Source organism: Microcystis sp. T1-4 (assembly GCF_000297435.1).
Taxonomy (GTDB): domain Bacteria; phylum Cyanobacteriota; class Cyanobacteriia; order Cyanobacteriales; family Microcystaceae; genus Microcystis.
In genome coordinates this window covers 29,838-49,420 of record NZ_CAIP01000155.1, presented here as the reverse complement: position 1 = coordinate 49,420, position 19,583 = coordinate 29,838, and the positions used below count along the sequence as shown (strand labels likewise).

Below are 19,583 nucleotides of genomic sequence, written 5' to 3'. Positions count from 1 at the left end.
AGGGGAACTAGAAAGGAAAGGAAAGGAAAGGAAAGGAGGAAAAGTCAAAAATCAACTTGGTAAAGCCACAGATAAACCAACTTTGAGATGGATATTTCAGGTTTTACAGGGAATTCACTTAGTGAAGATTAATGCTCAAAGCCACATCAGTAATTTAACTGACGAGATTCTTGATATTCTTCAATATTTTTCGATTTATTGCCAAAATTACTACCGAGTAAGTTGAGAATCAAATTGGACAAATTCAGTTTAAGCCAATTCCAGAAAAAACTTTTTCCCCGAAAAGTGTCTAATAAGTTAGGACACTTTAGTTTAACCATGTCTAACTTGAGCGACTCTTGCTTCTGTCAAATTATTTTTGGTGAAGTCAGATGTAAAAATTCTACAATCTCAACAAATTTTGTCGTTCAATCAGTTTTTCTTGGTGGCATTATTGCGACTTAATCATAAAGTGCGGAATGTGGGTTACACTACCGTTGTAGTACCATAATGACGTTCTCGTACCGTTAATGAGGGGACCTCCCAGCAAAGAGTACACATCAGCATCATCAGGAGTCGCATCTGCTAGGCCACCCCACACCTCCAAACCATCGAGATCGTTAACTCCCGCTTGCTCAATTTCTGGAGGCTTTGCCAAAAGCCAATCCCCCCGCCAATCGATTCAAAAAGAACACTTTTTTCATGTATTGATGGGGAGCATCTCACCTTTGTAACCTCTAAATCAGGTTTTATGTCAAGCTATTTTAAAAGCCTTGCTAGAAACCAGTTTTAGGGACAAGTATAATTACTCACTTGCATAAATGAGATGCTCCCTATTGATAATCAATTCCTGCAATGACAGGCAAAGTATGACCTAACTTTAATCCCAATAAAACCCAATCCTCCAGGGTAGAACGTAACTCAACCTGACACTCTGCAAAAGTATTTCCAAAAGCAATGATCCCTTGACAGTTAGGAATTGTACCAACATAACTAGCATCTTCTAACTGTTCAATTTGGGAAATAGTCAGAGCTTCTTGGATATAATCACTTAAAGCGTAGCAAACTAACATTACTGTTACTCCATTTAGTTATATGCTTCATTCTAAGCAATAACTGGCTTAGTATAAAATATCTTTTCCCAAAGCGATTGCGGTTGATATTTTTGGAAAAAGGCGATCGCTGTTTTATTGTTGATAATTGAAAAGTGTGAGCGCCTATAATTATGATTATTATCAAGTTCAGCCTTTAGGACTACCACAAACAATCAAGAAAGAAGAAACCGGTTGATGATGAAAGAAATCATTCCTTTGAGGTTCTTTACTCGGTAGATAATCGGCTATTGCGATTGATGTTTGACGCAGGGTCCTCATAGATCATTAATCAGGACGTGATAGCTCTTTTCTTGAGCATGATTCTTAAACCACTCAAGGATTTCTGAATCCAACCTGATACTAATTTGCTCTGTTTGTGGATTTGGTTTAACCAGTTTAGCATTCTTGAAAAATTCATCATCTAGGGGAGGAATATCTGAATAATCAATATCCTCATCGGACATTTGCATAAATTTCTCTTGTCGCTCTTTAAGAGGCATATCAAGGGAAAATTCAGGGTTGCTCATAGGGTTTTCTCTCCCGTTCATTGGCTTTTCTGGCTGATATGAGACGAATGCTTTGATTTCTTTTTTGTAAGTTCTCGCCTTCAGTTTTCTTAACATCGCTGTGACTTTTGAACAAAAGTTTTCAATAGGAGAGAATTCGGGAGAATAAGGAGGTAAATAGATGAGTCTAGCTTGTTCTTGTTCGATTATTTCTCTGGCCATTTCTTCGAGATGAATCTTGGCGTTATCCATGATCAGACAGTTTCCTTCGAGTTCTATTATTTGTCTATTTGCTCCCCATTGTACCTCATAGCTTCAAGAATTACCATAAAAACCCTAATCAACCGACTTATCCCTTATCTTCTCATTAGTTAAGGTGCGATCATTGATAAAATTTTTGCCTGATTTTTAGGCAGAGGATTTACTGTTGGGTGGACTAAACTATACTAAAAAGACGTGATTAATTTTGGCAAAGACAAATGGTTACATCACTTTACTAAGAGGATATTTTGCTTTGGGTGGAGCAAACGGTTAAACAACTGAAAGCAAGAGATTTTGCTAGTTTGGATTGGGAGCATTTGATTGAGGAGGTAGAGGCGTTAGGCATTTCGCAAAAACGGTGAATATAAGGCGCTGTCTTTTCTGGAGGAATGGCCCTATGGGAGGGATTGGCAGAGGATTTTAACGACTGATTTTTGGGAGTGAGGTAGCAAGGCTGTCTGAAAGAGTCATAATTATCAAAAAAATCCCTTTTGCATAATTTTTTTATGGTACAATTGATCGTCAAAGCATAATCTGGCGAGATTTGAGTTAAACTAGAAAGGTTGACTATTGACAAACATCGATCGCACAGGAGCAAATTATGTCTAGAGTCTGTACTATGACGGGGAAAAAGGCCAATAACGCCTATGCAGTGTCCCACTCCCACCGTCGCACCAAAAAATTACAAGAAGCTAACCTGCAATGGAAAAGAGTTTGGTGGTCGGAAGGCAACCGTTGGGTAAAACTACGCCTCTCCACCAAAGCTATCAAAACCATTGAAAAGAAAGGATTAGCCGTCTTCGCTAGAGAAGTAGGCTTAAACTTGAATTTGTACTAATTTAGTAGTTCATAAGTGGAGACAAATCGGCCGTATCGTTGACTCCTGTGCTTTTGATTATTAAGTATTGCAACAGGGCGTGATGTGGGGTGAAAACTACCTTTAAGATTAAAAACTTAAAACGACCTGTTCAGGAGAATTTCAATGTATTCAACCCTATTAATGGCCGCCACCGCCGTGCAAGGTTCCAGCGAATGGAGTCCCAAAGTGGCGATTGTCATGATTATCTGCAATATTCTCGCTATTGCTTTCGGTAAAGCGACTATTCAACAACAAAATGTCGGTCCTGCTTTACCTTCCCCCGCTTTATTCGGTGGTATGGGATTAGGCGCTTTACTGGGTACTACCAGTTTTGGTCATGTCCTCGGCGCTGGTGTCATCCTCGGTCTTTCCCGTCTGGGAGTTATCTAAATATGTTTTGATTTTCTCAATCGGTGGCCAAAAGTCACCGATTTCTTTTGTGAAAAATTCTGGACTATACAATAAATATGACTGGGTGCATCTTATCTTTGTGACTTTCTCTCACATATTGGTGAGCAGCAGAAGTTATTAAAAGAGGGCGAATGCCATTCGCCCCTACAATAATATTATCGCGCCAATGGTAGGGGCGCATCGTGGTCAGTGAGTTTATCGAACTGCGTGCGCCCAAATGTAATATAGATATTTCGACCAAATTGAGATGCACCCATTATGACTTTACCTCAAAAAAATTCTTTTTGGTACGATGAGCGATTTCAGAAGATTTTTCTACAGGTAATTATCCTGCTAATTGTCTGTCTAATTTTCTGGTTTTTTGGTCGCAATTTAGTGATTAATTTCCAACGCCTACGCTTAAGTTTTGGCTTTGGCTTTCTCTTTGATCCCGACCGACCAGCCTCTTTTGCTATTGGTGACTCTCCTATTGCCTACAGTCCCACCGATACCTATTTTCGCGCTCTTTTGGTGGGATTGCTTAATTCCCTCCGCATTATGATTACTGGCATATTTTTGGCGATTAGTCTGGGAATAGTCATCGGGTTAGGTCGCTTGTCGGATAATTGGTTAATTCGTCAGTTAGCAACAATTTATGTGGAAACTATTCGCAATACTCCTCTATTATTACAATTATTTTTCTGGTATTTTGCCGTATTTCTGAAACTGCCGAAGATTGAGGACTCTCTAGAGTTTTTTGGCAGGGTGTTTTTAAATAACTCAGGAGTCTATTTACCTTTTCCCGCTAATAGTTTCAGGACATGGTTAACCTTTGCTGTCATTATTTTAGGAATAATTATCTCAGTATTTTCATACCTAAAAAATAAACTTGGTTTATGTATAACTAGCCTACTAATCCTAGCTATAATTCCTCTAATCTGGGGTTTACAATGGCAAAGTCCCCAAGTTAATCCTCTTAATCAAAATATTGACTTTGGTTTACATCTTTCTTCCGAGTTTGCCACCCTCTTAATCGGTTTAACTGTTTATACAGCTGCCTTTATTGCGGAAACGGTACGGGGGGGGATTCAATCGGTTAATCTGGGACAATGGGAAGCAGCTAAAGCCTTGGGATTAAAACCTTTATTAGTGATGAGATTAGTGATTTTTCCCCAAGCTTTGCCAGTGATTATTCCTCCTTTAACTAATGAATGTTTAAACCTTGTTAAAAACTCTAGTTTAGCGATCGCTATTGGTTATAATGATATTTATGCTATCTCTAGTACCATCGCTAATCAGACAGGAAAAGCTGTAGAGATGTTAATAGTAGTTATGGCCACCTATTTATTCTTTAATCTGGTGATTTCTCTGGCTATGAATCAATTAAACCAACGGGTAAAAATTCAGGAAAGGTAGTAACGCACCGGAATTTAGTGATAAATTAATTAATAAACCTCTTGCATAATTAATTTTTGATGGTTCAAAAACGAAAAAAATAAGGATTATTGCCTAAAATCTGTAAATAGACCATTTAATTGATTATTATTCATTCTTAATTCTCCTGACTACTGATTACTGGCTACTGACTCCTAACCCTAACAACAATACGAATTTTGATTTTTACAAGAGGTCTAATGAGCATTAGCAGAATATAAAGCGGTGATAATTGCTGTCACCGCAGGACTAAGACTAGATAAAACCACCACAGAAGCGGTGGCAATGATGATAGTAGTAGCCATTCTCACCATACCATCTGTACCTTTTTGATAGGCATCAAATTTATAATCTATGCGATCAATTTTTTGTCCTATTTCATCTCGCCACTTACTGAATGCGTCTTGTGATTGGCTGAATTTTTCTTGCAAATCACTAACTTCATCACTTAATTGAATCAACGCTTCTCTGATGTCATCATTACTGTGATTTTCGGGAATTTGCATAACCTTAATTAGCAATCAACGAACAACTGCATATATTATAGCAGTTCTTAGCCATAAATTACAATTTTTTATCGGGGGGAGGAGTCAATCGCCAGCGCACTAAAAAACTATCAATATTTTCTAAACATTCTAAGTCATCTTTAGGTAAATAAGAATCTTTTGACAAGAAAGAAAAAGCCTGCTGAAACTCTTGACTATCAGCTTGAATTGGACTAGCAAAATGACAAGGAATAACCTGTTTAATCGGCCATTGGCAAATTCTCTCAACCCATTGACTCACCTCGTCAGTATTGCGATTAAGAATCAAAGTTTGCAAAATTGGCGCGACTATTAACCTCCCCTCTTGACGCAAATTTAAAAAAGTCCTTTGCCAATCATCACCCCATTGAAAAGGGAATAAACCAAAATAGGCTTTTTTACTCCTTTCCTTAGCATTAAAAGCATCTCGAAACACATTAATCCAATTGGGAACAGCTAAAACAGGAGGTTGAAAATAAAGAGCAAAAAGACAAATTCTCTGCCAACCCCGACGGCGATTTTCTGGAGTATCCTCCACCAGATCCTTAGCACTATTTTTAGCGTGAAACAGCAGCGGATAGGGGTCTAATTCTAAAATAGCGGGAGGATTTTCTGGGATAGAAATAATGCCATCGGTCAGCAGCAGAGTTTGAGAGTAGTGATGAAAAAAAGCCACTTCCGAAAAGTATCCCACATTCAGATCGATTGCGGGTAAGATTTCATAACTAAAATCTTTTGCTAAAGGAGTGGTTGCCGAGTCAGAGGGTAAAATTTCCGTTCGTTTTGCTGGTAAACCCAACCAACTCAAAGGTAAATTAAGAGGAAAACTCCATTGATTAGGAGCAACATAAACTATAGCCTTAGGAAAATAACGGGCAAAAGGACCGACAAAAACCTTATGTTCAATCCCAGAAATCGTCGGCAAAATAATATATTTAACTTCCCCGTGTTCATTTTCCAACTCACGCATTAAGCGAATACATTCCGGAGTCGGGGCCACTGGTGCATAAACAAATAAACCCCCGGATGCTAACTTAATTACCGTCATGCGAATCGGCACAACCACATAGAAAATACCCTGCAATTGCTCAAATGTCCAGAGCGTATCTTTCACCACTTCTTGGCGAATTGTCCGTCTTTGACCATAGGGATAAAGTGGTACAATTGGCCAAAAAGGCCATGATAAATCTTGCGGACTAATTGCGGCTTTTGTCATCGTCTGATTCTATCGCTGAAAATTTCTATTTTAGTTATCATAAACCCTTCTAATCCCCATGACTGATAAACTGCCCATTGATTCTTTGGTCAATACTTGGAATAGTCTCACGGGGGAAGTGATGAAAAGACTCCCCATCGACCAGTTGACTAATACTGTCCTGCAATGGTTTAGTGTTAGTGACACTCAAGTGGCGGAAATTTTAGAAAAAGTCCGTCAAGAATTACCCACCACCGAAGCGCTGTTAATCGGCAAACCGCAAGCGGGAAAAAGTGCGATTATTAGGGGAATAACGGGAGTTTCGGCGGAAATAGTCGGGCAAGGTTTCCGTCCCCACACCCAAAACACCCAGCGCTACTCCTACCCAGCGGAAGACTTACCCCTGTTGATTTTTACCGATACGGTGGGGTTAGGGGATGCCTATCAACACACAGACACAGTAATCGCGGAATTATTGGCAGATTTAAGCGAAAACACGGGACGCGCCCAAGTTTTTATCGTGACGGTAAAAATTAATGATTTTGCCACCGATAGCCTTCTGGAAATTACCAGACAATTGCGGCAAAAATATCCTAAAATCCCCTGTTTACTGGCTGTCACCTGTCTTCATCAGCTTTATCCTCCTAATACCGTTGATCATCCCCCTTATCCTCCCGATTTCGAGGATATCAATCGCGCCTATCAAGAAATTAAAGAAACTTTTAAGGATTTATACGACAATTCTGTGCTGATAGATTTCACCCTAGAGGAAGACGGTTATAACCCCGTTTTTTACGGTTTAGAGGCATTTAGGGACAATTTAGCCGATTTATTGCCAAAAGCCGAGGCTAACACCATCCACCAACTTTTGGACCGGGAAACCAGCAATAAATTAGGCCATCTCTATCGGGACGTGGCCCGACGCTATATGTTGGCCTTTTCTGTCATAGCGGGAACCTTGGCGGCGATTCCCTTACCCTTAGCGACTATGCCAGTGTTAACCGCCCTACAAGTGTCAATGGTGGGGGTTTTAGGCAAATTATACGGTCAAGTCTTAACTCCATCCCAAGCCGGTGGAGTCGTCAGTGCGATCGCTGGCGGCTTTTTAGCCCAGGCCATCGGCCGGGAATTGGTGAAATTTATCCCCGGTTTTGGCAGTGTTATCGCCGCTTCTTGGTCCGCTGCCTATACCTGGGCCCTAGGAGAGGGCGCTTGTGTCTATTTTGGCGATTTAATGGGGGGTAAAAAACCCGATCCTAAGAGGATTCAAAGGGTGATGAAAGAGGCTTTTTCTGCTGCCCAAGAAAGATTTAAAAATGTCGCCACGGGGGAAGATAAAATGTAGTTATTAGCCCCTTAAGTGTTGGAGATGAAGCAGCCTAAGACAAGTAGCATATCTTCAAGTTAGCGAGATTTTAGTAATATTCGTCAGCTTTAGCCCCACTGGAAATTTACTTGGGCTTTTCAACCAGATCTATGGTTCAATACAGTTGAATATATCCCGTTCAAGTAATAGACAAAACATATCAAAAATGTGCCATCAGTTTCAGTGAGTAGCAGTATAATGGCTTTATGCAGTTTGACTGGGATAAAAATAAGGCAGAACGCAATCTATCAAAGCACGAAGTCTCAATTGAGGAAGCAAAAACTATTTTTGATGATTCTCTCTATGTTGAATTCTACGATACAGATCATTTAGAAGGAGTTGATATTATGTTAGTTAAAGGAATTAAAAAAGGCAAAATTATTGAGTTATTAGAGGAAGTTGATTTTCCCGATAATGAAGAGATATTAGTAGAAATTAGAGAGGTTAATGATTTTTGGTCAGCCTTGCAAGATTTTAGGCAAAGGGTAGATTTGGCAAGTCTTGATGATGATACTTTTGATAATTTACGGGACAAGTCAACGGGGAGAGATGTTCATTTATGACTCTCAAGTATTTACTAGATACTAATGTTTTGTCAGAGGCTAAACGACCTCAACCTAATCAGAAGGTCATGACAAAGCTCAGGTTATCTAAACGGGAAATAGCCACAGCTACTCTGGTTATCCATGAGCTATTATTTGGTTGTTTTCGACTTCCTTTGTCCAAAAAACGCCAAGACCTAGAAGATTATGTAAATAATGTTATTTTAGCCAATCTACCTTTATTCGATTATGACTTAAAATCAGCCCAATATCACGCACGGGAAAGGGCAAGGTTATCTAAAGTTGGTAAGAGTCCTGCCTTTGTCGATGCTCAAATAGCGTCTATTGCTTTTACCAACAATTTGACTTTAGTTACCAATAATGTTGACGATTTTAAAGATTTTCAGGGTTTAGTGATTGAAAATTGGTTTCTCTAATCTAGGGTAAGTGCATCTTGACAATCCTTGACAAAATGAAGTTTATTGAGGTTGCTTACCCAGAGGACAATTCAGGCATATTTGATTATAATTTGCCATCTCAATTGTTAAGCAATAATCGACCAAATGGGTCGAGTTCGTAACTTTTATGATTGACTGGTATTACTTGAAATGCCTACACAGCAAGCGACTCACAAAATTGGCCAATTGTCAATAGCGTTTGAGATACGCTCACCCTGTCTTTTTAATCTACCCAGAGAGTTTACCAGTATCATGATATAACCTCACTTAAACTATTGATTTCTCACTCCTTTTTCTCTGTTCCCTGTTTTCTCAAACAAGAGACTTGGTACTTCAACAGGATGAGAATTGCTATAATTGAATTAATAGTTAGGGGACAAAATTATCCAAAAAGAACACAATGACATTTTCACAACGAAAAAATATTCAACCGACGGAGGTTCCTGTCCAGATAGATTCTATGGATAGGGGATTGCGTAATGGGTTATGGTCTGCTATATCATTAAAATTTGTAGAACCGGGTTCTTTGTACTACGTCCAGAAAGGCAATTGTAGCCATGTGATTGTCTTAAGGCGGTTATGGCATAATTATTTTAAGATGCCACTTGATGAATGCCCAACTTCTTGGCCTAAACTTGTTGAATTTATCCGTGAGCGTTTTTTCCAGTTTAAGTGGTACGAGGTTTACGATTTCATCGAATGCCTGATATATTCTTTTGATGAAAAGGACGAAAACATAGTTAGGGGTATGACCGAATTTATGAACAGTGTTATGGAACGAGACAACTGTGGCTATAGAATTGTTGATGGAAAGGTAGCAGACTTAATTGATGAACATACAATAGATTCTATTGAAAATGCGGCAAACCAAAATCGGTTTGCTGGTGCTGCCACACATATAACAACATCCGTTAGATTTCTTTACGATAGAGAAGACCCAGATTATCGTAATTCAATAAAAGAATCTATATCTGCGGTTGAATCTGCCTGTAGAGACTTTACGGGTGATCCAAAAGCTACACTTGGGAAATCAATCAAGAAAATTGAAGAAATCGGGTATCTTCATCCTGTTCTAAAGGAGGCTTTGTCCAAGTTATATGGATACACAAGCGATGAATCGGGAATACGCCATGCACTGATTGATCATAGCGCCGCAACAAAAGATGTTGCCGTATTTATGCTTTCGGTTTGTTCAGCATACATTAATTACCTCATAGCCAAAAGTGCCTCAAGGCGATAGCGTTGTAGTACCTTAAACCCTATACTTTACCCACAGTTAAAAACGAAAGGAAAAAGGCAGTAAATCCGAGAGATTAAAACGATAATTTTGCTGGGTTCCACAGATAATAATCTCTGCTTGCGGCGCTAATTCGGCTATCCATTGACGACAGGCTCCGCAGGGAGTTAACTGACTAATATCATCCTTGTCCACCCCATCGATACAGGCTATAGCGATCGCCCGTACTTCTCGATCGCCTGCCGCGATTATTTGCGCTAAAGTTGCCCTTTCCGCGCATAAACTCAAGCCATAACTAGCGTTCTCCACATTAGTACCAGCATAAATCTTTTTATTTGTCAAGACCGCTGCCCCCACGCGAAAACGGGAATAGGGAGAATAGGAAAGTTTCGCCACTTCCCGAGCAGTGTCACAGAGTTGTTGTCTTTCTTGTTCAGATAGGGTCATCGGCTAGATAGCATCCGAGGCAACTTTGATTACTTCTTAATTATCCCTTTGGTCGTGCTTTGATGACATCCGAGCAAGACGGCCATTTGCCGTTGAGATAAATTTCCCTCTTGACTAGGTTGGTAGAGCAAGTTTCTTTGTTCTATGTTAAGGTGTTGGTGGCTTAGTTTTTGGGATTTGTTGTTGCATTGATCGGACAATACCTCATGAGCCTTTCTCTGTCAACTCTTAAGGAGTCGTGCGTTTCATTTTTGAATTGGCGATTTAAGATCAGTTTTGTTTAAGTATCTTTTACCATGACTTCTACATCGAACTTTCAGCCGACGATAGTCTCAGAGTTTTAGCCGACCTAGAACTCAGCCTAGTTGCTCATTTTCACCGCAAAAACTGCATCCATAAATTTATCGCCGAATTTTAGCATGGAAATTGACACAATACTGCAGCAAATTGATATTGGAGAAGACCAAGAATATGAGTTTAAATCAGCCGAGGGAGGCTTGCCAAAAGACATTTGGGAAACTCTTTCAGCTTTCGCTAATACCGATGGCGGTTACATTATTTTGGGTGTTAGCGAAAAGAAACCTAGATTAGAAATTACAGGAGTGCGTAACCCTAAAAATCTTCAACAAGAGTTTTGGGATAACCACAACAACCGACAAAAACTGAATATATCTATCTGTTCTAATTCAGACGTAGAAGTAAAAAAGATTAATGAATATCAGCTTCTCATTATTCATATTCCTAGAGCTACCCGAACTCAGCGTCCTGTATATATTAACAATAACCCAATGACTGGTACATATAAGCGAAATTATGAGGGAGATTATCGCTGTCATAAGGAGGAAATAGAGCAAATGTTTCGCGATGCCAGCAATGAACCTCAAGATTTTCAAGTTTTAGATAATTTTAATCTCAACGATATTGATCCTGATACTCTGAAAGTATTTCGCCAACGGTTCAGCAATCGCGAACCCGATCATCCTTGGTTAGCATACAATGATTAACAATTACTCCATCAGTTAGGAGGATGGCGACGAGATAGAAATTCTAGCAAAGAAGGATTAACTGTAGCGGGTTTACTCATGTTTGGACGAGAACGCAGTATTTTAGATGCTTTCCCCCATTATAGTCTCGACTATCAGGAAAAATTATCTGATGATCCTGAAAAAAGATGGACATATCGCTTAACTCTTGATGGTAAATGGGAAGCTAATTTACTTAACTCTTATTATCGTGTTTATGGCAGATTAATTAATAATTTAGATGTTCCTTTTCAATTAGACAAAGATGCCGTTCGTAAAGATGAAACCCATGTTCATGAAGCTTTAAGAGAGGCTTTAGTTAATACTTTAATCCACGCCGATCACCAGTCGTCACGGCCTATAAAGGTGGTAAAATCTATCGATGGCTATCTGTTTTCTAATCCCGGTCGTCTGAGAATTCCCCTACAGCGTCTCTATGAAGGCGGTACTAGCGATCCTCGTAATCCTCATCTACAAAAAATGTTTCAAATGCTCGGATTAGGTGAAAAAGCTGGCTCTGGATTTGGGAAAATTCTTCGTGCTTGGAAAGAACAACAATGGTTGAGTCCCCTAGTTTCGGAAAAACTTGACCTAGAAGTTACATCTGTTAATTTACCGATGACAAGTTTTATCCCCGAAGCAGTTGAAGTGGAATTAAAAAGGATTATCGGGGATGCTTACCGTCAGTTAGGTGATCTTGATAGGATAATATTAGTATTAGCGCATCAGTTTGAGGAAATTAGTAATACTGACATTCAGCGTTATCGATCAGAACATCCCAGAGATATTAGCGAACGCCTTCGTAATTTAGTTCAAAATGGCTGGTTACACCAGTCAGGTAAGTGTCGGGGAACACGCTACACCCTACCGAACCAGAATTCTTCAGCGCAACTTTCTCTATTACCAAGCTCCGAACATTACCCACCAAGCTCCGAACATTACCCACCAAGCTCCGAACATTACCCACCAAGCTCCGAACATTACCCACCAAGCTCCGAACATTACCAACAGTTAGAGGCAATTGCTGAACCCATACGCAGAAAAGGCCGCATTAGTAAAGACTCGGTACGAAAAGTGATTCTTGAACTATGCTCCCAACAATATCTACCCCTCGGAACATTAGCTCAACTGCTCGGAAGAGAACCTGATACTATTCGTAATCACTATGTCAACCCGATGATAGATGAGGGATTGCTGGAGCTTAAACACCCCCAACTAAGGAACCATCCTCAACAAGCTTATCGAACAGTATCTCGATCGCATTTCCTATCAGCGCAAAATGAGTAAACACCCGCTCCTCAAATCCGAGAGATTAAGGGGACTACATCGGCAAGCCACTAATTTAGCGATCGATAGCTAACTTACCACTTAACATTTCCCTGACGATTTTAGCGGTAGCGGGGGCCAATAAAACCCCGTTACGGTAGTGTCCCGTGGCCAGAATAACGTTATCGTATCCGGGCAAATATTCGATGATGGGAGCGGATTTTTTCTCCGGTCGCGGTCGCTTACCTGACCAAGTACGCACGATCGCACCCGCAGCCAAAGAGGGACAAAAAGCGATCGCCTGTTGATACACTTGCTCTAATAGGGCAGTATCGGCGATAATTTCGCCCTTTTCGTCCATAAATTCCACCGTTGCCCCAATCCAGTATTCTGCTCCGGCCAAAGGCAGAATATGCAGGTCATTTCCCGTTAAAATCGGCTTAAAATCGGAACTTTCTAAGGGTTGCGTCAATTTTATCTGTAAAGCTTGCCCTAAAACCGGTCGAATCTCCACTGGATGGGTAAGAGTTTCGGTTAAAGAAGTGGCACCGATTCCCGCACAAAGAATCAAAGAGTCGGTTTCCTCTATACCATTGGAACTATAAACGTGGGTGCATTGCCTCAAATTAGAGTCTTGAAGCTCTGTCTTCCCGAAATTTTCAACTTTTACCCCAAATTGACATTTTACCCCCCTTCTTGCCGCAGCAGTGACGAGAGCCTCCGTGAGCAGGACTGGGTTAATTTGATGATCACTGGGAGAATAGATAGCACCCTGGAGATGCTCCCCGGCCACCTGGGGACATTTTTGCTTCAAAGTCTCTTTATCCCAGATTTCTAGACAATATCCCTGTTCTTGGCGGATTTGGGCTAACTTGCGCCAATTTTCTTCGTCTTCGGCACTCGATCGCAGGAGGACAATACCATCACGGTTACAGGGAATAGTCAGTCCAGTGAGGAATTCTAGCTCAGGAAGGAGGGTTTCGTAACGTTTTAAACTTTCTTGCCGCAGTTTCCAGGCTCTCCCTTTGGTTTTATGGCTGATAATCCCCATTAAAATCCCTAGGGCAGCCCCAGTTGCTCCTTGTCCCGGTTTTTTTTCATCGATGAGGGTAATTTCTAATCCTTCGATGGCGCTTAATTCGTAGGCAATGGTGGCCCCCACTATCCCCGCACCGATGATGACAATTTTAGTCATAAGACCTCTTGCAAAAATCAAAAATCTTCCTTTAGGTGAGGAGTCAGGAGCCAGTAGCCGGTCGTCAGGAGAATTAAGAATGAGCATTAATCAATTAAATGCTCTATTTAGGGATTTTACGCAATTTTATGTCTATTTTTCTCATTTTTGCACTCTCAAAAATTAATTATGCAAGAACTCTATAAACTCCAGAGGCTATTTTTCTAGTGGGAATAGGACTAAAAAGGGGTTGAGGCTGCATCTCACATTTGCAGAAATACGGACAATCAGCAATTATCAGTGACTTTTAAATTATTACAAATATATCAGCAGCTGCGTGTAAGCATCCCACCGAAAAACTAATGCGCTCCGGGGTTTGGGGGGTAGAACCCCCCAAAGACTTGGATTGAGTGATAAAATCGGAAGTAATTACCAATTTTAGAAGACAGTTTGCATTTAAAAATCCCAACTCAACAGATTGACAAAAATGAGATGCACCCAGGGTTGAACAGGTTTCAACCCCGATAATTAATTACAGAACCCTGAAAATAAAAGGATAACGGAAAACCTTATAGGCATCTTTCCAGACTTGCAGGATAGCAAGAATGGGAAGAACAATATTCACCACAGCAAGAATCGGTAAGAGCAAATAACCGATTAAAACCCAAATTAGAATCCCGGCAATTAGGTAGTATAACCACATATTCAGGTGAAAGTTTAAAGCTTCTTTGGCGTTTTCCTTCACCGTTCCATCATCAGAAATGAAATAAATAGCTAAGGGAATCCCCACCGATACCAGCGTAGCACTCAAAAAGATCGAAGCATGACAAGCCACAGATAGGAGTCTTTTTTTGGTTAAATCTTCACTCATGACCATCGGGTTTATCCCCCTAAAATTGGCGGAGAAAGCGGATATCGCTATTATAACAACGGCGAATATCGTCTATCTCATGTAATACCATAGCAAATCTTTCCACGCCAAAACCAGCCGCAAAACCCGTATAGATTTGGGGGTCATAACCGACTGCTTTTAAGACATTGGGATCCACCATACCACAGCCCATCACCTCCAACCATTTGCCTTTCCACTGCACATCTACCTCGGCCGAGGGTTCGGTAAAAGGGAAGTAGGAAGCGCGGAATTTAACCGGTAAATCGGCCCCAAACATTTGCTTAAGAAATTCTTTAATTGTTCCTTTCAAATCCGTAAAGGTTAATCCCCGGTCCACCGCTAATAATTCCACTTGATGGAAAACCGCGGAATGGGTTGCATCCACGGTATCGCGACGATAAACCCGGCCCGGGGCCACAATCCGAATCGGGGGTTCGTGACTTTCCATGTAGCGAATCTGCACCGGGGAGGTATGGGTCCGCAATAAACGACCATCCCTCAAGAAAAAAGTATCCTGCATATCCCGGGCCGGATGGTCAGCAGGGATATTTAAAGCCTCAAAATTATAATAATCGCTTTCTACCTGCGGCCCAGTGGCGATGGTGTAACCCAGACCGACGAAAATATCGATCATGCGATCAACTGTGCTATTTAAGGGGTGAATTCGCCCTAAAGGACGGCTAAGAGCAGGCAGGGTGACATCGAGGGTTTCCGCCGCTAATTTCGCCTTAATTTGGGCATTCTGGAGACTTTCTCGCCGGGATTCCAGCAGCGATTGTACTAATTCTTTGACCTCATTAGCGATCGCACCTAATCGCGGTCTCTCTTCGGGGGTTAATTTGCCCATTTCCCGTAAAATCTGCGATAATTCTCCTTTCTTACCCAGATAATTCACCCTTAGCTGTTCTAAGTCTTCTAGGGTTGTTGTTTGTTCGATGGAATTTTCCGCTTTCCCTGCCAGGGTTTTTAGGGCAGTTTCGATCGGATGGGGGGATAAACTCATAATTAGGGCATTTTATAGGGCAGCATTCTAGTCTAGTTTATCTGCTCGGGTGGCGAGAGCGGCAGCATCGATCAAAGCTAATAGCTATATGCTAGGATGGAAGTTGAGAATAAAAGTCGGCACTGCGGCTCGTTGTCAGTATTAATGGTCAAAGCGTTTCTGTTTAGTATTGGTTCAGCTAGTTCCCGAAATCTTGGTTCTCTAAAAATCTGTTGTTTTTATCTGTGCAAGGATAGCTTTTATGTCAATTTATGTTGGTAATCTCCCCTTCGAGGTTAACCAAGAAGACGTAGTGGAGGTTTTTACCGAATATGGTAAAATTAAGCGCGTTCACCTTCCTATCGACCGGGAAACGAAAAAAAAACGCGGGTTTGCTTTCGTAGAAATGGAAACCCCAGCGCAAGAATCGGCCGCTATTGCCGCTCTTAACGGTGCCGAATGGATGGGACGAGAATTAAAAGTCAATCAAGCTCGTGAAAAAGAACCCAGACCTTCCTTCGCTGGCGGCGATCGTGGTCGAGATCGTCGCTACTAATCCCCGATCGTAACCATTCTAGGTTATCGGAGGTTTGGTTTTAAAACCCCCTCCTCAAAGGACGGCTTTGTGGTAGAATGTTTGCAGGTGGTTCCGACCGTGAGAACGTGAGCAAACAGGTTAAACGTCCTACTCCGTCATCTCAAAATTTCTGACAGTCAATGGTGTTCAATTAAGTCCAAACTGTCAGAACGCCAAACAATTAAATACTGTGGGACACACAGAAATTTACGCTTGGGGAGTAGTCCATAAGAGTGCTGGCCTTATAGGTGTAGTCGGACTAGACATGAAACTGTAAGACCAAAATTAGCGTTGCTAGTAGAGGCAGGATTCAGCCCAAGAATCTCCGCCCGAAAAGTGCGGAGAGTGTCAATGTCAATAGGGGAAGCGAGCGCTCGTTTCCCCGCTTGTCTATCTATTATCCCAAGGAGATTCTTGTGGCTAAACGTCGTAATTTGAAAAAAGAAAAAGCTGAACGCAACCGCGCCTACGCTCGTCAATTCCGGGCCGCGTCTAATCGTACCACCACCAGAGGAGGTAGAGGCGGTTATTCCAGCGATCAAAGACAATCTTCGGAAAATGAAGGGGCAGCCGATACCTAATCTGCTGACTTAGTTAATCTAGCAATAAAAGCCCTAGCCTCGCTTTTATTGCTGACTATTCCATCTAAAGTCGCCCCCAAGACTGCCGCAAGTAACGATTTAAACCCGGGACCCGGTTGATAACCCAAAGCTTTTAGGTCATTGCCGTCGATAGGAGCCTCAATCTGCGACCATTTAGTTAAATATTGCCAGATTAAAGCCCGCATCCTAGTCTGACTCCTAACCGCCACCAGTAACAAACTAGGAACCTGATAACCCTTGAAAAAGCTGACGATTTGACTAATGGGTCGATCATAAGCAAAATTATTGCTAATCTCCTTTTCCATAACTTCTAGTTTTTGTAAACGCCCCAGACTATCTTTGGGCAATTGTAAATTATTAGCGATCGCTATTCTCTCCCCCACAGCCAGAGAAGCGATTAATAATTCCAAGCGCATTAACCAGGCATTCACCGGCAATTCCAGACTTAAACAATCTAACCAACGACTGAGACAGCGCAATTGTCGCCATAAAGCCCGATTTAAACTTAAATCCCCGTGTAAACAGTGCAAAGCCCCCAACTCAGCCAACTTTTCTAAGGCAATTTCCCAGTAATCCGCCTCTAAAATATAATTCAACTCCGCTTTTAAACGGGACTGTAAAGCAGGTGCATTCTGATTTTGTTGCCGTGAGCGCTCATAAACTCCACTTTCGATCGCATACCTAATATAGCTTTCTGTCAAGGGTTCAATAACAAATCCTAACCGAGTGGCAAAACGCACCGCTCGATAGATACGCGTCGGATCCTCGATAAAACTATTAGCGTGGAGAACCCGGATTTGTTGGGCGCGTAAATCCAACGTACCGCCAAAAAAGTCGAGTAATTCCCCCTCTTTCGGCGAAGTTAGGCGAATTGCCAGAGCATTAATCGTAAAATCCCTTCTATACAAATCCTGTCGAATCGAACTAGCCTCCACTTGGGGATTGCTGGCGGGATAGGGATAGAATTCCGTGCGTGCCGTGGCGATATCCACCCATAAAGAGCCAAAACGCTCATCTTTGTGCCATAACAAAGCCGCCGTCTGAAATTCCCCGTGAATCGATAACCGGGCCCCCGGATAAATTTCCTGTAAACAATTAGCCAATTCCACCCCCGCACCCACACTGGCGGCACGATGGCAGCCATCCACCACTAAATCGATATCCTGTAACAATAAAGTATCCCTTTCTGTGGCTAAAAGTAAATCACGCACCGCACCCCCAACCAGATAGAGATGCCAACCCCGTTGTTGAGCGGCAGTGGCGGCAGCTTGCAGGAATGACCATAAAATCGGCTCTAAACGCTCTTTAATCGCTGGTAAAAGACAGGAAACCAAAGCAACCCCTTCAAAGCGCACCCGCTCATTTTGATGGATCTGTCTTAATACATCTGTACGAGTGACGATACCGACTAACTGCCCGTTTTCTAGTACAGGTAAACGCCCTAAATCATACGTTACCATCAGTGACTCGATTTCCTGAAGGGAAGTGTCGGGGGTAATAGTTTTCGGATTACAAGTCATGTATCCCTTCACAGGAGCGTGAGAAAAGCCGTGATGGAGAGCTAAATCGAGGTCACGACGAGAAATCACCCCAACTAAGCGATCCTGTTCATCTACCACCGATAACCCCGAATGGCCGTAACGGAAAAGGATGCGCTCGGCTTGAGATATAGAAGTATCGGGACGAATTGTTCGCACTGGGGAAGACATTAAATCCCTCGCGGTGGGAGAAGGAGGAATTTGGGCAATTAAGTCCCCCAGCAGTTGGTTTAACTGTGGTGCCGGCTGAACATCGCGAAAACTCACCGAAGCGGCCTGAGCATGACCACCGCCGTTATAGGGGGAAAAAAGCTGATATAGATTCACTCCATCGATCCTAGAGCGACCAATCACAGTTAAACGCTGTCGGGAATTATCTTCCTCGTCTTTACTATAACTATGGCCAAAAAGTAACGCATCACTATCGGATAATTCCATTAGGCGCTCGGCTACACTAGACAAACCGGGGATAAAATCGGCAGTATGGAGGAGAACGTGGGCGATTTTACGGTCATGGATCGTTTTAATCTCTAGATTTTCCCAGGCAAGGCTAAATAACTCCTGTAAGCGCGGGGAAAAACTCGGTTGACAGTATTGGGCGATCGTTTTAATGTTAGCACCACAGGTCATTAACCAGGCCAAAGCATAGGCATCCCTGGGGGTACTACCGGCAAAAGTCAGGGAACCCGTGTCAACGTGAATACCGAGCGCCATTACCGTCGCTGCCATCGAGTTTGGTTTAATCTGGGCTTTTTGTAAAGCTTCGACAATTAAAGTCGTGGTGGCTCCCACCCCTTCTAAATGGACGCTAGAGGCATGAATATCACTTTCACTATCCAAATGATGATCATACAATTCGATCGCCTGTAAATGGTCTAAATCGAGCCACTGGGAAGCTTTTCCCAGACGCTCCCGCCACTGATTATCAACGATAATTAAAGAGCGAATACGGGCCGGATTGACACTCCGCATTTCAATTAAAGCGAACTCATCCCGATGCAGGGCTAAAAATTCCCTCACTGTTGGGTGCGCTCCCCCCGTTAACACAATGCGACTACCCGCTTTCAGCAACGATAAACCCACCGCTGCCCCCAAAGCGTCAAAATCCGCCGTTTGATGACATAAAATTAAATCCATATTTTTTAGTAAGGAGAAGTTATCGAGATTTTTTCTGTATCTATTGTTACTAAATGCTCGGAAATAACCGGGTCAAGAACTATAAGTTAGCAAATCATGAC

Annotated in this window: 21 protein-coding genes and 4 pseudogenes; 14 read left to right on the top strand and 11 right to left on the bottom strand. The window is 41.9% G+C overall.

From position 1 onward, the window contains the following. Nucleotides 1–226 (top strand): annotated as a pseudogene (locus tag MICAI_RS27040) (IS1634 family transposase); the annotation flags it as partial. 586 nt (nt 227–812) lie between these two features. Here MICAI_RS27040 and MICAI_RS09565 read toward each other — a convergent pair. The 3 genes and pseudogenes from MICAI_RS09565 to MICAI_RS25335 all read right to left on the bottom strand — a co-directional run. Beyond that, nucleotides 813–1,052, bottom strand: coding sequence for a type II toxin-antitoxin system HicB family antitoxin (locus tag MICAI_RS09565; RefSeq protein WP_008200934.1), 240 nt, complete (start codon nt 1,050–1,052; stop codon nt 813–815). Nucleotides 1,053–1,348: 296 nt separating this feature from the next. Continuing rightward, nucleotides 1,349–1,537, bottom strand: coding sequence for a BrnA antitoxin family protein (locus tag MICAI_RS25340; RefSeq protein WP_232306172.1), 189 nt, complete (start codon nt 1,535–1,537; stop codon nt 1,349–1,351). A 114-nt stretch (nt 1,538–1,651) separates the two neighbouring features. Next, nucleotides 1,652–1,849: pseudogene (locus MICAI_RS25335) on the bottom strand (transposase); the annotation flags it as partial. Nucleotides 1,850–2,088: 239 nt separating this feature from the next. Here MICAI_RS25335 and MICAI_RS27575 point away from each other — a divergent pair. From MICAI_RS27575 to MICAI_RS09540, 4 genes are all read left to right on the top strand, one after another. Then, nucleotides 2,089–2,202, top strand: a complete 114-nt coding sequence (locus tag MICAI_RS27575; RefSeq protein ID WP_255348754.1) for a DUF29 family protein — start codon at nt 2,089–2,091, stop codon at nt 2,200–2,202. A 239-nt stretch (nt 2,203–2,441) separates the two neighbouring features. Continuing rightward, complete coding sequence (gene rpmB, locus MICAI_RS09550) at nt 2,442–2,678, top strand: 50S ribosomal protein L28 (RefSeq protein WP_004160843.1); 237 nt, start codon at nt 2,442–2,444, stop codon at nt 2,676–2,678. 144 nt (nt 2,679–2,822) lie between these two features. Beyond that, nucleotides 2,823–3,089 (top strand): photosystem I reaction center subunit PsaK, encoded by a 267-nt coding sequence (gene psaK, locus MICAI_RS09545; RefSeq protein WP_002760753.1) that lies wholly within the window; start codon nt 2,823–2,825, stop codon nt 3,087–3,089. A 279-nt stretch (nt 3,090–3,368) separates the two neighbouring features. Further along, a complete protein-coding gene (locus MICAI_RS09540) occupies nt 3,369–4,505 on the top strand; it encodes an amino acid ABC transporter permease (protein WP_008200927.1) in 1,137 nt (378 codons plus the stop codon). Nucleotides 4,506–4,720: 215 nt separating this feature from the next. On the opposite strand, the gene MICAI_RS09535 is transcribed toward MICAI_RS09540, so the two are convergent. Next, nucleotides 4,721–5,029, bottom strand: a complete 309-nt coding sequence (locus MICAI_RS09535; RefSeq protein ID WP_008200926.1) for a hypothetical protein — start codon at nt 5,027–5,029, stop codon at nt 4,721–4,723. 58 nt (nt 5,030–5,087) lie between these two features. Then, a complete protein-coding gene (locus tag MICAI_RS09530; RefSeq protein WP_008200924.1) occupies nt 5,088–6,263 on the bottom strand; it encodes a DUF4336 domain-containing protein in 1,176 nt (391 codons plus the stop codon). Between the two features lie 58 nt (nt 6,264–6,321). Here MICAI_RS09530 and MICAI_RS09525 point away from each other — a divergent pair, with 58 nt between their 5' ends. From MICAI_RS09525 to MICAI_RS09510, 5 genes and pseudogenes are all read left to right on the top strand, one after another. Beyond that, entirely contained in the window at nt 6,322–7,587 is a 1,266-nt protein-coding gene (locus MICAI_RS09525; protein WP_008200923.1) for a YcjF family protein, read from the top strand. 227 nt (nt 7,588–7,814) lie between these two features. Continuing rightward, nucleotides 7,815–7,898: pseudogene (locus MICAI_RS27835) on the top strand (hypothetical protein); the annotation flags it as partial. Between the two features lie 57 nt (nt 7,899–7,955). After that, nucleotides 7,956–8,171, top strand: coding sequence for a hypothetical protein (locus MICAI_RS27830; RefSeq protein WP_024970209.1), 216 nt, complete (start codon nt 7,956–7,958; stop codon nt 8,169–8,171). Further along, nucleotides 8,168–8,587, top strand: coding sequence for a type II toxin-antitoxin system VapC family toxin (locus tag MICAI_RS09515; protein ID WP_008200920.1), 420 nt, complete (start codon nt 8,168–8,170; stop codon nt 8,585–8,587). The genes MICAI_RS27830 and MICAI_RS09515 overlap by 4 nt, the downstream gene beginning before the upstream one ends. 421 nt (nt 8,588–9,008) lie before the next feature. Next, on the top strand, nt 9,009–9,848 hold the full coding sequence (locus tag MICAI_RS09510; protein ID WP_039899915.1) for an AbiJ-NTD4 domain-containing protein: 840 nt from the start codon (nt 9,009–9,011) through the stop codon (nt 9,846–9,848). 36 nt (nt 9,849–9,884) lie between these two features. Here MICAI_RS09510 and cdd read toward each other — a convergent pair whose 3' ends face one another. Both cdd and MICAI_RS23615 read right to left on the bottom strand, forming a co-directional pair. Continuing rightward, nucleotides 9,885–10,292, bottom strand: coding sequence for a cytidine deaminase (cdd, locus tag MICAI_RS09505; protein ID WP_008200919.1), 408 nt, complete (start codon nt 10,290–10,292; stop codon nt 9,885–9,887). Continuing rightward, nucleotides 10,291–10,492: pseudogene (locus MICAI_RS23615) on the bottom strand (helix-turn-helix domain-containing protein); the annotation flags it as partial. The pseudogene MICAI_RS23615 and the gene cdd, both read right to left, overlap by 2 nt. Nucleotides 10,493–10,711: 219 nt before the next feature. Between MICAI_RS23615 and MICAI_RS27030 the strand changes: the two are divergent. Further along, nucleotides 10,712–11,296 carry an AlbA family DNA-binding domain-containing protein gene (locus tag MICAI_RS27030; RefSeq protein ID WP_008200917.1) on the top strand — a complete coding sequence of 195 codons (585 nt, stop codon included), beginning with the start codon at nt 10,712–10,714 and terminating at the stop codon, nt 11,294–11,296. 78 nt (nt 11,297–11,374) lie between these two features. Next, nucleotides 11,375–12,601 (top strand): ATP-binding protein, encoded by a 1,227-nt coding sequence (locus tag MICAI_RS27025; RefSeq protein WP_008200914.1) that lies wholly within the window; start codon nt 11,375–11,377, stop codon nt 12,599–12,601. A 55-nt stretch (nt 12,602–12,656) separates the two neighbouring features. Here the strand turns inward: MICAI_RS27025 and MICAI_RS09490 are convergent, their stop codons facing one another. From MICAI_RS09490 to pheS, 3 genes are all read right to left on the bottom strand, one after another. Next, nucleotides 12,657–13,775, bottom strand: coding sequence for an NAD(P)/FAD-dependent oxidoreductase (locus MICAI_RS09490; RefSeq protein ID WP_008200912.1), 1,119 nt, complete (start codon nt 13,773–13,775; stop codon nt 12,657–12,659). Nucleotides 13,776–14,286: 511 nt separating this feature from the next. Further along, nucleotides 14,287–14,631, bottom strand: a complete 345-nt coding sequence (locus MICAI_RS09485) for a DUF4870 domain-containing protein (protein WP_008200911.1) — start codon at nt 14,629–14,631, stop codon at nt 14,287–14,289. A 13-nt stretch (nt 14,632–14,644) separates the two neighbouring features. After that, nucleotides 14,645–15,649, bottom strand: a complete 1,005-nt coding sequence (gene pheS / locus MICAI_RS09480; RefSeq protein ID WP_008200909.1) for a phenylalanine--tRNA ligase subunit alpha — start codon at nt 15,647–15,649, stop codon at nt 14,645–14,647. Between the two features lie 241 nt (nt 15,650–15,890). Here pheS and MICAI_RS09475 point away from each other — a divergent pair, with 241 nt between their 5' ends. Together MICAI_RS09475 and MICAI_RS26375 are read left to right on the top strand one after the other, a co-directional pair. After that, nucleotides 15,891–16,184, top strand: a complete 294-nt coding sequence (locus MICAI_RS09475) for an RNA recognition motif domain-containing protein (protein ID WP_008200907.1) — start codon at nt 15,891–15,893, stop codon at nt 16,182–16,184. A gap of 437 nt (nt 16,185–16,621) precedes the next feature. Further along, the gene (locus tag MICAI_RS26375) at nt 16,622–16,786 is read left to right on the top strand and encodes a hypothetical protein (protein ID WP_002733784.1); all 165 of its coding nucleotides are present in this window, start codon (nt 16,622–16,624) and stop codon (nt 16,784–16,786) included. Here MICAI_RS26375 and MICAI_RS09465 read toward each other — a convergent pair. Then, a complete protein-coding gene (locus MICAI_RS09465; RefSeq protein ID WP_008200903.1) occupies nt 16,783–19,482 on the bottom strand; it encodes a CBS domain-containing protein in 2,700 nt (899 codons plus the stop codon). The genes MICAI_RS26375 and MICAI_RS09465 overlap by 4 nt on opposite strands. Nucleotides 19,483–19,583: the final 101 nt, after the last annotated feature.

Excerpts from the sequence above, each read along its gene's own strand:
- MICAI_RS09565 (WP_008200934.1), bottom strand. The coding sequence starts at position 1,052 with ATGTTAGTTTGCTACGCTTTAAGTGATTATATCCAAGAAGCTCTGACT.
- MICAI_RS25340 (WP_232306172.1), bottom strand. The coding sequence starts at position 1,537 with ATGTCCGATGAGGATATTGATTATTCAGATATTCCTCCCCTAGATGAT.
- rpmB (WP_004160843.1), top strand. The coding sequence starts at position 2,442 with ATGTCTAGAGTCTGTACTATGACGGGGAAAAAGGCCAATAACGCCTAT.
- psaK (WP_002760753.1), top strand. The coding sequence starts at position 2,823 with ATGTATTCAACCCTATTAATGGCCGCCACCGCCGTGCAAGGTTCCAGC.
- MICAI_RS09540 (WP_008200927.1), top strand. The coding sequence starts at position 3,369 with ATGACTTTACCTCAAAAAAATTCTTTTTGGTACGATGAGCGATTTCAG.
- MICAI_RS09535 (WP_008200926.1), bottom strand. The coding sequence starts at position 5,029 with ATGCAAATTCCCGAAAATCACAGTAATGATGACATCAGAGAAGCGTTG.
- MICAI_RS09530 (WP_008200924.1), bottom strand. The coding sequence starts at position 6,263 with ATGACAAAAGCCGCAATTAGTCCGCAAGATTTATCATGGCCTTTTTGG.
- MICAI_RS09525 (WP_008200923.1), top strand. The coding sequence starts at position 6,322 with ATGACTGATAAACTGCCCATTGATTCTTTGGTCAATACTTGGAATAGT.
- MICAI_RS27830 (WP_024970209.1), top strand. The coding sequence starts at position 7,956 with ATGTTAGTTAAAGGAATTAAAAAAGGCAAAATTATTGAGTTATTAGAG.
- MICAI_RS09515 (WP_008200920.1), top strand. The coding sequence starts at position 8,168 with ATGACTCTCAAGTATTTACTAGATACTAATGTTTTGTCAGAGGCTAAA.
- MICAI_RS09510 (WP_039899915.1), top strand. The coding sequence starts at position 9,009 with ATGACATTTTCACAACGAAAAAATATTCAACCGACGGAGGTTCCTGTC.
- cdd (WP_008200919.1), bottom strand. The coding sequence starts at position 10,292 with ATGACCCTATCTGAACAAGAAAGACAACAACTCTGTGACACTGCTCGG.
- MICAI_RS27030 (WP_008200917.1), top strand. The coding sequence starts at position 10,712 with ATGGAAATTGACACAATACTGCAGCAAATTGATATTGGAGAAGACCAA.
- MICAI_RS27025 (WP_008200914.1), top strand. The coding sequence starts at position 11,375 with ATGTTTGGACGAGAACGCAGTATTTTAGATGCTTTCCCCCATTATAGT.
- MICAI_RS09490 (WP_008200912.1), bottom strand. The coding sequence starts at position 13,775 with ATGACTAAAATTGTCATCATCGGTGCGGGGATAGTGGGGGCCACCATT.
- MICAI_RS09485 (WP_008200911.1), bottom strand. The coding sequence starts at position 14,631 with ATGGTCATGAGTGAAGATTTAACCAAAAAAAGACTCCTATCTGTGGCT.
- pheS (WP_008200909.1), bottom strand. The coding sequence starts at position 15,649 with ATGAGTTTATCCCCCCATCCGATCGAAACTGCCCTAAAAACCCTGGCA.
- MICAI_RS09475 (WP_008200907.1), top strand. The coding sequence starts at position 15,891 with ATGTCAATTTATGTTGGTAATCTCCCCTTCGAGGTTAACCAAGAAGAC.
- MICAI_RS09465 (WP_008200903.1), bottom strand. The coding sequence starts at position 19,482 with ATGGATTTAATTTTATGTCATCAAACGGCGGATTTTGACGCTTTGGGG.